Origin of the sequence: Streptomyces sp. NBC_01669 (assembly GCF_026339735.1) — a bacterium.
Classification (GTDB): Bacteria; Actinomycetota; Actinomycetes; order Streptomycetales; family Streptomycetaceae; genus Streptomyces; species Streptomyces yanii.
The window spans coordinates 2,468,454-2,484,290 of record NZ_JAPEQG010000001.1; the positions used below are offsets into that span (position 1 = coordinate 2,468,454).

Here is a 15,837-nt window from a genome sequence, read left to right on the forward strand (position 1 = left end):
GTGAACGGGCGGCCCTGAGGGCCTCGGTCACCACTGGCCGCCGAAGGACGAGGAGTCGCTCCGGTGGGATTCGATGGCCGCGCGGCCGACCTCGCGGCCGCAGTCGCCGTTGGTGAGCACGATCAGTCCGTCGCCGTCCTTGATCCGGGTGAGGCTCATCGCCCAGTAGCCCTCGAACTCGCCGAAGGCGCCGTACTCGATGTCGTCGCCTGTGGCGTCGACGACGGTGGACAGCCCGTACAGGGCGTCCTGATGAGGTGTCAGCATCTGCTGGGCGAGTGGCTGGGTGAGGAGGTCGGCGCCCCGCCCGAGGTGGGCGCGGCGGATCTCGGCGGCGGCCCGGGCGAGATCGCCGGCCGTGGTCCACAGGCCGCCGCCGGCGACCGAGGGGTGGATCGGCAGTCCGGGCGGCACGGGCTGCCCGGACGCGTCGTGGCCGAGGGCCACGGGGCGGCGGGAGTGCGCGTGATGGGCCCAGTCGTAGGCGCTGCGGACCATGCCGAGCGGCTGAAGGACCAGGGTGCGCATCAGTTCGGGGAAGGGGTCGCCGGTGACCTCGGTCATCAGCTGTTCCAGGATCAGGTAGTTGAGCCGGTTCTTGCGGAACACACCTCCCGGTGTGTGCTCGAAGCGGACGGCGGGGGTGCGGGCCGGCGGCCGGCCGTGCAGCGCGTCCAGGACGCCGGGCACGGCGTCGCCGGGGAGATAGGGGTCGTGGGCCGGTTCCAGGGCGAGCCCGGACACATTCGCCAACAGATGACGCACCGTCACGGCGCCGCCCTGATGGCCCTCTTCGCCAAAGGAGGGCGCGCGCCAGCCGGTGAGATAGCTGTTGATGTCGGCGTCCAGGTCGATGACACCCTGAGCGGCCAGCGTCAGTGCGCCGAGTGCGGTGATGTGCTTGCTCACCGACGCCACCTTGAACGGGGTGTCGGGGGTGATCCGGTCCGTGGAACCGGCGCCCACCACCCCGTACGCCTCCAGCGCGACCAGCTCGCCGTCCCGCAGCACCGCGAGGCTGGCCCCCGGTACTCCGTGCAGCTCCATGGCCTCCGCGACAGCCCCCTTCGGGGCGGGCCGGTTGCGGGGAGCGGATGTGGCCAGTGACGCGGCGAGCTGTTCGATCGTCCCGGCCCGGTAGAGGGCGCGGAGCGTGACGGGCAGCCCGGCCTCGCGGACCTCGGCCATCACCCGGAGCACGCTGATGGAGTCGCCGCCCAGGTCGAAGAAGCTGTCGCGGATGCCGACCTTCTCCACATCGAGCACCCGGGACCAGATCTCGGTGAGCTGCCGTTCGACGTCGGTGCGCGGCGCCACGAATGCGCGGTCCGACCAGCCGGAGGAGCGGTCGGGGGCGGGCAGCGCGGCGTGGTCGAGCTTGCCGTTGACGGTGAGCGGGATCCGGGCCATCGGCACGAACGACGACGGGACCATGTAGGCGGGCAGCCGCTCCGAGCAGTGCGCGGCCAGCTCGGCGGCGGTCGGGGCGTCCGCCCCGACCGGGACCACGTAGCCGACCAGGCGGCGGTCGCCCTGCTCCGACTGCCGGGCCACCACGACGGCCTCGCGGACCCGCGGGTGCTCGGTCAGCGCCGTCTGGATCTCGCCGGGCTCGATGCGATAGCCGCGGATCTTCAGCTGCTCGTCGGCGCGGCCCAGGAACTCCAGGTCCCCGTCCTGCCGTACGCGCGCCAGGTCACCGGTCCGGTACATCCGGGCGCCGGACGGACCGTACGGGTCGGGCAGGAAGCGTTCGGCGGTGAGCGCCGGGCGGTTCGCATAGCCGCGGGCGAGACCCGCGCCGCTGACGTACAGCTCGCCGGGGACCCCGACGGGGGCGAGCCGCCCCTCGCCGTCCAGGACGTAGACCCGGGTGTCGTCCACGGCCCGCCCGAGCGGCACGGCGCCGCCGGCCGCGACATCGTCGGCCATGACCCGGCGGAAGGTGACGTGGACGGTCGTCTCGGTGGGTCCGTACGCCTGGATCGGCACGGTACGTTCCAGCCCCTGATGGGCCAGCCATTCAGCGAGGTCGGACACGTCGAGGCCGTCCCCGCCGAAGACGACGGTGCGCAGGGCGAGGGCGTCCAGGCGCGCCTTGTCGCCGCCCGCCGCGGCGATCAGCGCGCGGAAGGCCACCGGTGACAGCGAGAGCGTCGTCACCTGCTGCTCGGCGAGCAGGGAGAGCAGTGCCTCGGGGTCACGGGCGACCGCCGGTGGCACCACGGACACCCGGCCGCCGTGCAGCAGCGCGCCCCAGATCTCCCAGACGGAGACATCGAAGGCGTACGAGTGCAGCAACGCCCAGACCTGCGAGGAGTCCAGGTCGATGCGGTCGGCCGTGGCCGCGTAGAGCCGCAGCAGATTGCGGTGGGTGAGGGTGACGCCCTTGGGCCGCCCCGAACTGCCCGAGGTGTAGATGACGTACAGGGCGTTGTCGGGCCCGGCGAGCGGATCCGGGTCCGTGGCCGGCCGGGCGGCCAGGGTGCCGGCGTCCGTGTCGATGAGGACGAGTCCGCGCGCCCCTGTCGCCGCCTCGGTGTGTGCACTGCGGGTCACGACGAGGGGCCCGCCCGCGTCGCTCAGCATGTAGGCGAGGCGGCCCGTCGGCTGGGTCGGATCAAGGGGCAGATAGGCGGCGCCGGACTTCATGACGCCGAGCAGGGCGGGCAGCAGGTCGATGTCCGGCTCCAGGAGCACGCCGACGACCGACTCGGGGCCCGCGCCGAGGGCGCGCAACTGGTGGGCGAGCCGGTTGGCCCGGGTGTTCACCTCGGCGTAGCTGAGCCGCTCGTCGCCGTGCGAGACGGCGATCGCTTCGGGGGTACGGGCTGCCCATGACTCGAAGACCTCGTGCACACAGCCGTCGCCCGCGGCGAGCGTGAGCGGTGCGCCGTTCCAGGTGTCGAGCAGCAACTCCCGCTCCCCCGGCGGCAGACAGGTCGCCCGTGCGTCTCCGTCGGAGTCGGCGACCATCGCCTCCAGCACGGCCCGGTACATCCCCGCCAGTCGGTCGGCGTGGTGCCGGGAGAGTGCGTGGGTGTGGGTGCGCAGGGTGAAGTAGCCGGGGGTGGTGGGCACTCCGAGCGCGAATTCGGTGGAGTCGTCGCCCTCACCGGCGTCGGTGTCGATGAGGTCGGTGTCCATCTGGTCGAAGTCCTGAAAGGTGAACAGCACATCGATGAGCCGTTGTCCGTCTCCCGCTTCGCGCTGGATGGCGGGCATCGGGTAGCGCCGGTACTGCCATTGCTCGACCTCGCGGTCGAAGGTCTGCCGCACCAGTTCACGCCAGGTGGCGGCGGTGCGTTCGAAGGGGAAGGGCAGGCTGTTGAGCTGCATGCCGTAGACCCGGTCGGCGCCTTCGAGTTCGGGCCGGGCGCTGTAGACGAGTCCGGTGAAGAAGGTGGACTCGTCGGTGAGCATGCTCATCACCTTGAGATGGGCGGCGTGCAGCACGCTCTTCAGTGAGACGCCGGCCTCGGCGGCCAGTGCGCGCAGCCCCGGCTCCAGGTCCCGGTGCGGGACATGGATCTGGTAGTCCGCGCGGGGCGCGGTGGTGTCCGCCCAGGCGGCGGGAAGGGTGAACTTGGGGTGGCGGGCCACGAGGTCGTGCCAGTAGGCGCGGTCGTCGGCGGACTGGAGGGCGCGCTGTTCGGCGGCGATGAAGTCGGCGTACCGGACGGCGGGGGGCTCGACGGTCGTGGGCCGGTTTCCGTCCCGCAGGGTGCGGTAGGTGTCCAGGATCTCCATCACGAGGGAGTGGAAGGTCCAGCCCTCGGTGATGGCGTGGCACTGGGTGAAGGTGAGCCGCCAGCTCCGGTCGGTCTCGAGCAGGGCGCCGATGCGCATGAGGGGTGCGCGGGTGATGTCGAAGACGGCGGCTCGCTCGCTCGCGGTGTACGCCTCGACCGCGGCCTGCTGCCGTTCGGCGTCCAGGGTCCGCAGATCCCGTACCTCAACGGGGACATCGGCCTGCTCGTGGACGAGCTGCATCGGTACGGAGTAACCGGAGACGGCGAAGGAGGTGCGCAGCATCTCGTGCCGGCTCGTGACCAGCGCCGCCGCCTCACGGAGAGCGTCGGCGTCGAAGGGCTGCTCGTCGCGGATCCGGAACAGCGTGATGTTGTGATAGCTGTGCTGCTCCTCGTCGGCCAGCATCTCCACCAGCATCCCGAGCTGCACCTGCGACATCGGATACGCATCCGACACCCCGACAGGCACCCGCTCCCGGTCCGCGGCCGACAACAGCGCGAACCGCTCCACCGGCCGCTCCCGCTCCACCACCCCACGACCACCCACCGACGCCGCCAGCTCGGCAACCGTACGGAACTCGAACACATCCCGCACCGACACATCCACACCCGCCGACCGCAGCGCACCCACCAGCACCACCGCACGGATCGAGTGGCCGCCGAGCTCGAAGAAGTTGTCGTGGACACCGATCCGGTCGGCTTCCAGGACCTGCGACCAGGCGGTCGCCAGCAACTCTTCGAGGGGGTTGCGGGGTGCGACGTACGCCCGCTCGCCATGGCCGAACGAGGCTTCGTCGGGTGCGGGCAGGGCCCGCCGGTCGACCTTGCCGTTGCGGTTGAGCGGCAGGGCGTCCAGCGCGAGGAACGCGGTGGGCGTCATGTAGGCGGGCAGCCGTGCGCCGCAGTGGGCGGCCAGTTCCGCTGTGGCCGGGGCCCGGCCGTCGGCCGGCACGTAGTGGGCAACGAGCCGCGGATCACCGGTCGCCGAACGGTGGGCGACGACGACGCACTCCTGGACGGCCGGGTGTTCGGCCAGGACGACCTGGATCTCACCGAGCTCCACGCGGTAGCCGCGGATCTTCACCTGCTCGTCGATCCGACCGAGGAACTCGACGACGCCGCCCTCGGTCATCCGGGTCAGATCGCCCGTGCGGTAGAGCCGGGCGCCGGGCGGTCCGAACGGGTCGGGTACGAAGCGCTCGGCGGTGAGGCCCGGCTGGGCCGCGTACCCGCGCGCCACTCCCGCACCCCCCACATAGAGCTCGCCCGGCACGCCGACGGGGACGGGGCACAGCGTGGAGTCGAGGACGTAGAGGGTCGCGCCGGGGAGGGCGCTGCCGATCGGCACGGTCTCGGCGCCGCCCAGGCGCTCCACGTCGACGGGGAAGACGGTGCTGCCGACGGAGGCCTCGGTGGGCCCGTACTCGTTGATGAGCCGGCCGGGGCCGAGGAGGCGCAGCCAGTGGTCGGCGCTGCGCCCCGGGAAGGCCTCGCCCGCCACGACGATGACCGAGGCGAGCTCCTTGGCCCGGGTGTCGTCGAGCCGGTGCGCGATGATCTCCAGATGGCCGGGGGTCAGCTTGAGGAAGCTGAAGGGGCCGGCTTCGTGCAGCAGCGGACCGAGGTCCTCGACCGGGAAGTCCTGCGCCAGGATGTGCACCCGGCGGCCGGTGACCAGGGGCGCCCAGAGGTTGGGCACGACCAGGTCGAAGGCGACGGAGGAGAAGAGAGCGGCGCCTCCGGTGCCGCGTGCCGCCAGCGTGTCGGCGGCCCAGCCGATGTGGTTCGAAAGCCCCCGGTGGGTGATCTGCACGCCCTTGGGGACACCGGTGGAGCCCGAGGTGTAGATGACGTAGGCCAGCCGGTCGAGGTCTGCGGAGACCTCCGGCCGGGTGGCGGGGCGGCGGTCGATGGAGGCCGACGTCTCGGGCCGGTCCAGGACGACCTGGTGGCCCACGTAGGCATCGGCGAGCCCGTCGCCGTGGGCCGTCGCGGTCACCAGGAGGCGGGCACCCGCGGCGCCCAGCATCCTGGCGGTGCGGGCCGCGGGCTGGCCCGGGTCCAGCGGCAGATAGGCGGCGCCCGCCTTCCATACGGCGAGCAGGGAGACGATCAGCTCCGGGCCGCGGTCGAGGAGGACTCCGATCACGGACTCGGGGCCGGCTCCGAGCGCGCGCAGCTCATGGGCGAGCCGGTTGGCCCTGGCGTCGGTCTCGGCGTAGGTCAGCCGGTCCTCCCCGTAGGTGACGGCAGTCTCCTCGGGGGTGCGGACCGCCCAGGACTCGAAGAGCTCGGGGACCGTCGCGGCAGCGGTCACCGGGGCCGCGGTGGCGCTCCATTCCTCGACGAGCAGCTCCCGTTCGCCCTCGGGAAGGAAGGTGGCGCGTGCGTCCCCGTCGGTGTCGGCGACCATCGCTTCGAGCACCGCCCGGTACATCCCGGCGAGGCGGTCGGCATGCGCCCGCGTCATGACGTGGGTGTGCGACATCAGCACCACATGGCCGCCCACCGCCAGGGTGGCGAGGGCGAATTCGGTGAGTGAGTCGTCGATGCTCGCCCCGAAGTCCACGAGTTCGGTGTCCACCTGGTGGAAGTCCAGGTAGCTGAAGCGGACATCGAGCAGCCGGGCGCCGTCGCCCTTCTCGCGCTGGATGGCGGGCATCGGGAACCGCCGGTGCGGCCAGAGCTCGACCTCGCGGTCGAAGGTGCGGCGCACCAGGTCGCGCCAGGTGGTGGTGGCGGTGCGGTCGTAGCCGAACGGCAGGCTGTTGAGGTACATGCCGTAGACCCGGTCGGCGCCCTCCGCCTCGGGCCTGGCGTTGCAGACCAGGCCGGTGAAGAAGGTGGGCTCGTCGGTGAGCATGCTCATCACCTTGAGATGGGCGGCGTGCAGCACGCTCTTCAGTGAGACACCGACCTCGGCGGCCAGCGCGCGCAGACCGGCGTCGAGGTCCTGGTAGGGAATGCGCACCCGGTAGTTGTCCCGCGGTTTGTCCTGGTCACCGGCCCAGGCGGCCGGGAGGGAGAACGTCGCATGGCGATCGACGACATCGTGCCAGTAGGCGCGGTCGTCCGCGGAGGCGAGCGAGCGCTGCTCGGCGGCGATGAAGTCGGCGTACCGGACGGCGGGGGGCTCGACGGGCGCCGGCAGGTCGCCGTCGCGCAGGGTGCGGTAGGCCGCCAGCACCTCCATGAGCAGGGAGTGGAAGCTCCAGCCCTCCAGAATGGAGTGGCATTCGGTGAGTCCGAACCACCAGCTGCCGTCGTCGATCACATGGGCCGAGATCCGGATCATGGGGGCCTGCGTGGTGTCGAACACGGCGGCGCGCTCGCTCGCGGTGTACGCCTCCAGCTCCGCCTGCTGCCGTTCGGTGTCCAGGTTCCGCAGATCCCGTACCTCGACGGGGACATCGGCATGCTCGTGGACGAGCTGCATCGGTACGGAGTAACCGGAGACGGCGAAGGAGGTGCGCAGCATCTCGTGCCGGCTCGTGACCAGCGCCGCCGCCTCACGGAGAGCGTCGGCGTCGAAGGGCTGCTCGTCGCGGATCCGGAACAGCGTGATGTTGTGATAGCTGTGCTGCTCCTCGTCGGCCAGCATCTCCACCAGCATCCCGAGCTGCACCTGCGACATCGGATACGCATCCGACACCCCGACAGGCACCCGCTCCCGGTCCGCGGCCGACAACAGCGCGAACCGCTCCACCGGCCGCTCCCGCTCCACCACCCCACGACCACCCACCGACGCCGCCAGCTCGGCAACCGTACGGAACTCGAACACATCCCGCACCGACACATCCACACCCGCCGACCGCAGCGCACCCACCAGCACCACCGCACGGATCGAGTCCCCGCCGAGCTCGAAGAAGTTGTCGTGGACACCGATCCGGTCGCCGTCGAGGACCTGCGACCAGGCCGTGGCGATCTGCTCCTCGAGGGGGTTGCGGGGCGCGAGGTACTGCCCGCCGGTGTGGAGGCTGTGCTGCTCGGGTGCGGGCAGGGCGCGCCGGTCCAGCTTGCCGTTCGCGGTCAGCGGCAGGGCGTCCAGTACGACGAACGCGGCGGGGACCATGTAGGAGGGCAGGCGTTCCCCCAGGGCGGCCCTGAGCGCGCCGCCGTCGGGGGCGCGTCCGGCCTCCGGTACGACGTACGCGATCAGCCGTCGGCCCACGGCGTCGTCGTCGCGCACCACCACGGCGGCGTCGCGGACGCCGGGCTGGGCGGCCAGGGCGGCCTGGATCTCGCCGAGTTCGATGCGATAGCCGCGGATCTTCACCTGGTCGTCGATACGCCCCAGGAAGTCCAGGGTGCCGTCCGGGTTGCGCCGGGCGAGGTCGCCGCTGCGGTAGAGCCGCGCGCCGACCGGGCCGAACGGGTCGGGGACGAAACGCTCAGCAGTGAGCGCGGGGCGGCCGAGATAGCCCCGGGTGACGCCGGGACCTCCGACATGGATCTCGCCCGGCACTCCGGCCGGCACGACCTGCCCGTGACGGTCCAGGAGGTAGATGGTCAGGTCCTCCAGCGGGCGCCCGACCGGATTGCCGCCCGACGTCAGGTCGTGCTCGGTGATGCGGTGGTACGTGGAGTGGACCGTGGTCTCGGTGATGCCGTACATGTTGAGCAGCTGCGGTCGGTCGAGACCCAGCCGCTCCACCCACGGGACCAGCTCGGCGAACTCCAGCCGCTCCCCCGCGAAAACCACCGCCCTCAGGGCCAGTTGACCGATCCGCGGGTCGCCCGACCCTGCGGCGCCGACGAGCGACCGGAAGGCCGAAGGCGTCTGGTTGAGCACCGTGACCCGGTGCCGGACCAGCAGATCGAGGAAGTCGTCCGGCGACCGGGCGACGTCGAACGGCACCACCACCAGCCGCCCACCGTGAGCCAGCGCACCCCACAGCTCCCACACCGACACATCGAAGGCACAGGAGTGGAACAGCGGCCACACATCGTCCGCGCCGAACGCGTAGTGCCTGCGGGCGATGGCGTGCAGCCGCCACACCTGAGTGTGGCTCACGCACACACCCTTCGGGCGCCCGGTGGAGCCCGAGGTGTAGATGACGTAGGCCAGCGCGTCCGGGCCTGCCGCGCTGGGGGCGGGGTTCGCCTCGGACTCGGCCGCGATCGCGACCGCGCCGCGGTCGAGGACGACGATCCGCCCTGCGTACACGCTCGCAAGCCGCTCGGCGTACTCCGAGGTGGTGACGACGACCGGCGCCCCGGTGTCGCCGAGGACGAACCCCCACCGGTCGACCGGGTGCGAGGGGTCCAACGGCACGTAGGCAGCACCGGACTTCAGCACGCCGAGCAGGGCGGGGACGAGGTGGCTGCCGCGTCCGAGGCAGACGCCGACCAGATCCTCGGTGCCCACGCCGAGCGCCTTGAGGTGGTGGGCGAGCCGGTTGGCGCGGGCGTTGAGTTCCCCGTACGACAGTGCCTCGTCATCGGCGACGACGGCGACCGCGGCAGGGTTCTCGGCCGCCCGATCCTGGAAGACCTCGTGCATCGGCCGCGCGTCACCGGCCGGCCGCACCGCGGGCGGCGCCACGACGGCGCTCTCCCGCTCGCCGTGGAGCGACAGCCGGGTGACGGGGCTGTCCGGGGAGGCGACCAGGCCGTCGAGCAGGCGCAGGAAGGATGCGGCGAAGCCGTCCATCCACGGCTGGTCGAAGAGCGCGGTGGCGTACTCCAGCTGGCCGCGCAGGCTGCCGCCCGCTGTCTCCTCGATCTGCAGCGCGAGGTCGAACTTCGCGGTGAGCCAGGGGAGTTCGACGACCGAGGTCGCGATTCCGGGCAGGTCGAGCGCGCCGTCCGCCGCCTCGTGCAGGGTGAAGGCGATCTGGAACAGCGGGGTGCGGGAGGTGTCGCGGGCCGGGGCCAGCTCGTCGACCAGGCGCGCGAAGGGCACCTCCTGGTGGTCGAAGGCGCCGAGTACCGTGCTCCGCGCGGCGGCGATCAGCTCGGTGAACGCCGGTTCGCCCTGCCAGGTTCCGCGCATCACCAGGGAGTTGATCCCGTAGCCGATGACGTTCTGGAGTTCGGGGCGGGTGCGCTCGGAGACGACGGTGCCGACCGCGATGTCGTCGCGTCCGGTGTAGCGGGACAGCAGCGCCTGGAACGCGGCGAGCAGCGTCGTGTAGAGGGTGACGCCGTGCTCCTTGGACAGGGCGCGCAGCCCGGCAGCCAGCGGTTCCGGCAGCTCCAGCGGTACGGCAGCGCCCCGCCAGTCCCGCACCGGCGGCCTGGGGCGGGCAGTGGGGAGCTCGGCCGGCGTGCTGTCGGCGAGGAGACCGCGCCAGTAGCCGAGCCGGCGGTCGAGCTCGGGACCGGCGATACGGCTCCGCTGCCATGCGGCGAAGTCGGCGTACTGCACGGGCAGTGCGGGCAGCGGGGACGGGCGGCCGGCGGCGAACGCGCCGTAGAACGCCCCCAGTTCACGCTCGAACACCTGGATGGACCAGGCGTCGCAGGCGATGTGGTGGAACACCACGGCCAGCAGGTGATCGTCCTCTGCGAGCCGGATCAGCCGGGCGCGGACCGGCCACTGGCCCGCCAGATCGAAGGGCGCGGCGGCGGCTTCGGCCGCCAGGTCGGCGGCCTTCTGCTCGCGTGCGGCTGCGGGCAGCGCGCCGAGGTCCGTGACCGGGAGGTCCGGGGTGCCCGACGGGTCGACGACCTGGACGGGTTCGCCGTTCTCCAGGCGGTAGCGGGTGCGCAGGATCTCGTGCCGGGCGACGATCTCGGTGTACGCGGCGTGGAGGGCGCCGAGGTCGAGCGGTCCGCGCAGGCGGCGCAGGACCGGCACCAGGTACTCGGGGCTCTCCGGGTCGAGGCTGCTCAGGAACCAGAGCTGCTGCTGCCCGAAGGAGAGCGGCAGGGTGCCTTCGCGGTCGGCGCGCGGAATACCCGCGCGGGGAGCCGAGCGGCGCCCGGCGAGCCGCTGCCGTAGCAATTCCTCGCGGGCCGCCTCCACGGCGGTGGTGGACTTCTCGGTCTCTCCGGCGCTCATATCTCTCGTTCCTCCGCCAGCATCGGGTCCGTCAGCAGTGCGGCGTCGTCGAGCCGCGCGATGTCCGCTCTGAGCTGTGTCTCAACCTCGGCGGCCAGCTGGGCCACCGAGGGCATGTCGAAGACCTTGCGCACCGGCAGGTCGATGTCGAACTGCTCCTGGACCGCGGCCACCAGCCGCAGCGCGAGCAGGGAATTCCCGCCGAGCTCGAAGAAGTTGTCGTGGACCCCGATCCGCTCGGTGTGCAGGATCTGGGCCCAGATGTCGGTGACGGCCTCTTCGGCCTGGCTGCGGGGGGCCACAAAGTCCCCGCCCGTGTGGAGGCTCTGCTGCTCCGGTGCGGGCAGGGCGCGCCGGTCCAGCTTGCCGTTCGCGGTCAGCGGCAGGGCGTCCAGCACGACGAAGGCCGCGGGCACCATGTACGACGGCAACCTTTCGGCCAGGGCCGCCCGCAGCTCACCGCCGTCGGCGCAGGCGTCGGGTGCCATGACCACGTAGGCGACCAGCCGGCGGTCGCCCGGCCGGTCCTCCCGTACCACCACCGCCGCGTCGCGGACGGCCGGCCGATCGGCCAGGGCGGCCTGGATCTCGCCGAGTTCGATGCGATAGCCGCGGATCTTCACCTGGTCGTCGATACGCCCCAGGAAGTCCAGAGTGCCGTCCGGGTTGCGCCGGGCGAGGTCGCCGCTGCGGTAGAAGCGCGCGCCGGGCGGACCGAACGGGTCGGGCAGGAAACGCTCCGCGGTGAGTCCCGGCCGCCCCAGGTAGCCACGGGCGACGCCGGGTCCGCCGACATGGATCTCGCCGGTGACGCCGACGGGCACGGTCTGCCCGTGGCGGTCGAGCAGATGGATCCGCAGATCGGCGAGCGGGCGCCCGACCGGGTTGCCGCCCGCCGTCAGGTCGTCGTGGGTGATGCGGTGGTACGTCGAGTGGACCGTGGTCTCGGTGATGCCGTACATGTTGAGCAGCTGCGGTCGGTCGAGACCCAGCCGCTCCACCCACGGGACCAGCTCGGCGAACTCCAGCCGCTCCCCCGCGAAAACCACCGCCCTCAGGGCCAGTTGACCGATCCGCGGGTCGCCCGACCCTGCGGCGCCGACGAGCGACCGGAAGGCCGAAGGTGTCTGGTTGAGCACCGTGACCCGGTGCCGGACCAGCAGATCGAGGAAGTCGTCCGGCGACCGGGCGACGTCGAACGGCACCACCACCAGCCGCCCACCGTGAGCCAGCGCACCCCACAGCTCCCACACCGACACATCGAAGGCATAGGAGTGGAACAGCGGCCACACATCGTCCGCGCCGAACGCGTAGTGCCTGCGGGCGATGGCGTGCAGCCGCCACACCTGGGTGTGGCTCACGCACACACCCTTCGGGCGCCCGGTGGAGCCCGAGGTGTAGATGACGTACGCCGTCGAGTCCGGGCCGGCCGGCAGTGGCGCCGGGTTCGGCGGCTCCGCGTCCGCCTCACCCCGTTCCTGCGGCGCGTCCTCGTCGAGGACGATCAGGGTCCCGGAGTGGATCCGCCCCAGCCGTTCGGCGAACTCCGAGGTGGTGACCACGAGAGAGGCCGCCGTGTCACCGAGGATGAACTCCCAGCGATCCAGGGGATGCGCCGGGTCCAGCGGAACGTACGCGGCGCCCGACTTCAGTACGCCGAGCAGGGCGGGCACCAGCTCGGGGCCGCGCTCCAGGCACACGCCGACCAGGGCCTCGGGTCCGGCGCCCAGCGCCCTCAGGCGGTGGGCCAGCCGGTTCGCCCGCGCGTTCAGCTCGCCGTACGACAGCTCGGTGTCACCCGCGACGACGGCCACCGCGCCGGGGGTCGCCGCGGCCTGCTCCTCGAAGACCTCGTGCATCGTCCTGGCCTGCCCGGCGTCGTCCACGGCGGCGGGTGCGACGAGGGCGTGCTCGGCGGCGCCGAGCAGCGGAGCCTGCGCGATACGGCCGGACGGGGCGCTCGCCAGGGCGTCGAGAAGCCGTACGAAGCCGGCCGCGAGATTCTCCACCCAGCCCCGCTCGAAGAGCGCCGTGGCGTACTCGATCTGGCAGCGCGCCCCGCCGCCCGGCTCCAGGTGGACGAAGAGCGTGAGGTCCGTCTTGGCGGTCCGCCAGCTGTCGCCGAGGAGAGCCAGGTCGCTGTCGCTGAGAGCGGATCCGGTCTGGCCTTCGTCGAGCAGGTCGAAGGCGGCCTGGTAGAGCGGGGTGCGTGAGCGGTCACGGTCGCCGAAGGCGTCCACGAGGCGTTCGAAGGGGAGGTCCTGGTGGGCGAAGGCGGTCAGGACCGTGTCCCGTATCCGCTCCAGCGCCGCCGTGAACGTCGGGTCGCCGCCGAGATCGCAGCGGATCACGAGGTTGTTGAGGAAGCAGCCCGCGACCCCGGCGCTCTCGGGCCTGGTGCGGCCCGAGACCGGTGTGCCGACCGCGATGTCCTCGCTGCCCGTGTACCGGGAGAGGAGGGCGGAGAAGGCGGTGAGCAGGGTCATGAAGGGGGTGGCCCCGTGGTGCTGGCCGAGGGCGAGTGCCTGCTTCGTCACGCCGTGCGGGACATGGAAGCCGACCACCGAGCCGCTGATGTCGCGTTCGGCCGGCCGGGGGTGAGCCGTGGGGAGATCGAGGGGGGCGAGTCCGTCGAGGGCCTCGCGCCAGTGGGCGAGCTGTCGTGCGCTCTCCTCGTCGCCGGACTGCTCCCGCTGCCTCACGGCGAAATCCACGTACTGCAGGGGCAGTTCCGGAAGGTTCTCCGTCTCTGGCGTGAGGCAGAGCGCGCGGAGGTCGTTCTCCAGCAGGACCGACGACCAACCGTCCGAGGCGATGTGATGGATGGTCAGGACCAGCAGGTGCTCCTCTCCGGGAGTGCGGATCAGCCGGGCCCGCCAGACCGGTCCCTGCTCCAGGTCGAAGCCCTGGGCGAGCTGCGCCGTCAGGTGAGGGGCCGGGCCCTCGGGGCCCGCGTCCAGCACCTGGAAGTCCACTGCGCTGTGGACGTCGGCCAGTTGGCGGGGTTCACCGTGCTCGGTGACGTACCGCGTACGGAGGATCTCGTGCCGGTCCGCCAGGGCGCGCAGCGCCGAGCGGACGGCCTCCGGGGTGGTGGCGGCGGGCAGGCGCAGGAGGACGGGGGTGACCCATTCGGCGCTCGCCGGGTTCATCCGGTCCAGGAACCAGATGCGTTCCTGCGCGAAAGAGAGCGGGAGCGGCGCGTCCCGGCCGGCCGCCGTGACCGTGGCCGCGTCGTCGGTCGGGGCGCCGCGGTCGAGCAGCTGGGCCTGTTCGGCGACGGTGGTGGCAGTGAAGAGGTCGCGGAGTTCGATGCGGCGGCCGGTGGCAGCGGTGAGACGGCCGAGCAGCCGGGTCATGTGGAGCGAGGTGCCGCCGAGGCGGAAGAAGTCGTCGTGTGCGCCGACGGTGTCCGTGCCGGTGCCGAGCAGTTCGGCCCAGACGCGGGCGACGAGCCGCTCGTCGTCGGTGCGGGGCCCGACCGCCGCCGGCCCGTCGTCGACCGTGCCGGGGTCGGGCAGGGCGCTTCGGTCGACCTTTCCGCTGGCGTTGAGCGGGAAGGCGTCGACCGTCACGTAGACGGAGGGGATGAGGGCCTCGGTGAGGCTGCCCCGGAGGAAGGCCCGGAGTTCGGCGGCGGGCACGGGTTCGGCACGGGGGACGACGTGCGCGGCCAGGCGCGCGGTGCCGTCGGGGGCCTTGAACGGGGTGACGACCGCACCGCTGAGACCGGGGTGCGCGGCGAGCGCCGCTTCGGCCTCGCCGGGTTCGACACGGGTGCCGTTGATCTTGACCTGGTGGTCCACCCTGCCGACGTACTCCAGCACTCCGTCCGAGCGCCAGCGGGCCCGGTCGCCCGTGCGGTACAGCCGTTCGCCCGCCGCGCCGTAGGGGTCGGGGACGAAGCTCGCGGCGGTCGCCCCCGGGCGCCCCAGGTAGCCGCGGGCCACCCCGGGGCCCCCCGCGTACAGTTCGCCCGGCACTCCGACGGGCACCGGTGTCCCGGCCGTGTCGAGCACCAGGACGCGCATGGAGTCGATGGGGCGGCCGATGGGTACGGGGCCCTGCTCCCTGTCCGGGTGGACGGGGTGGGCAGTGACGTCGATGGAGCACTCGGTGGGGCCGTAGGTGTTCCAGATTCCGGTGCGGATGCGGTCGGGCAGCCGTCGGCAGAGGTCCGCGTGCAGGGGCTCTCCCGCGCAGAACAGCAGCCGCAGTTCCGTGCAGTGGGCCCAGCCGTCCTCGTCGGCGAGCAGCCGCAGCACGGAGGGCACCACCTGGAGGACGGTGATGCGCTGTTCGGCCACCGCCCGCAGCAGCAGCGCAGGGTCGCGTTCGGCGCCCTCGGGGGCCATGACGACGGTGCCGCCCGCCGTGAGCGGGGCGAAGATCTCCCAGCCCGCGGCGTCGAAGCTCATCGTGGTCTTCTGGAGGATCCGGTCGTCCGGGCCGATGCCGTGTCTGCGGACGGTCCAGCCGACGCGGTTCGCGATGCCCGCATGGTCGACGAGGACGCCCTTGGGGCGGCCGGTGGATCCCGAGGTGTAGATGACATACGCGGCTGCCGCCGGGGACACGGGTCCCGGCAGGGCGGTCGCGGGCTGCGCGGCGATGCGGTCCCGCTCCTCGTCCAGGCACAGGGCGGCGACGGGCAGGTCGCGGAGGGCGCCCCGGGCGGTGGTCCCGTCGGTGATGACGACACGCGCTGCCGTGTCGTCCAGGACCCATTCCAGGCGGGCGCGCGGATGCCCGGGATCCAGCGGTACGTACGCCGCGCCGGCCTTCCAGACGGCGAGGAGCGCCACCACGAGGCCGATGCCGCGCGGCAGGCAGACGGCGACGAGGTCCTCGGGGCCGATACCGCGGTCGCGCAGGGCATGTGCGAGACGGTTGGACCTCCGGTCGAGCTCGGCGTAACCGAGCCGGTCCCGACCGGAGAGCACGGCGAGGGCGTCGGGGGTCCTGGCCGCCTGCAGTTCGAATCGCGCGGGCAACAGCTCCGTACCGGAACGGTCGGTCTCTGACGTCCGCGGCCACATCTGGGATTCCACCCCTGCTCCTCTTCACCTCTGGGCCGGC

2 protein-coding genes are annotated in these 15,837 nt (G+C 72.3%); both read right to left on the reverse strand.

Going from position 1 to position 15,837, the window contains the following annotated elements; translation table 11 throughout:
- Positions 1–27 precede the first annotated feature (27 nt).
- Positions 28–10,758: a non-ribosomal peptide synthetase gene (locus OG972_RS10805; protein WP_266980502.1), complete on the reverse strand. Its 10,731-nt coding sequence runs from the start codon at positions 10,756–10,758 to the stop codon at positions 28–30.
- Positions 10,755–15,809, reverse strand: coding sequence for a non-ribosomal peptide synthetase (locus OG972_RS10810; protein WP_266980504.1), 5,055 nt, complete (start codon positions 15,807–15,809; stop codon positions 10,755–10,757). The genes OG972_RS10805 and OG972_RS10810 overlap by 4 nt, the downstream gene beginning before the upstream one ends.
- Positions 15,810–15,837 lie beyond the last annotated feature (28 nt).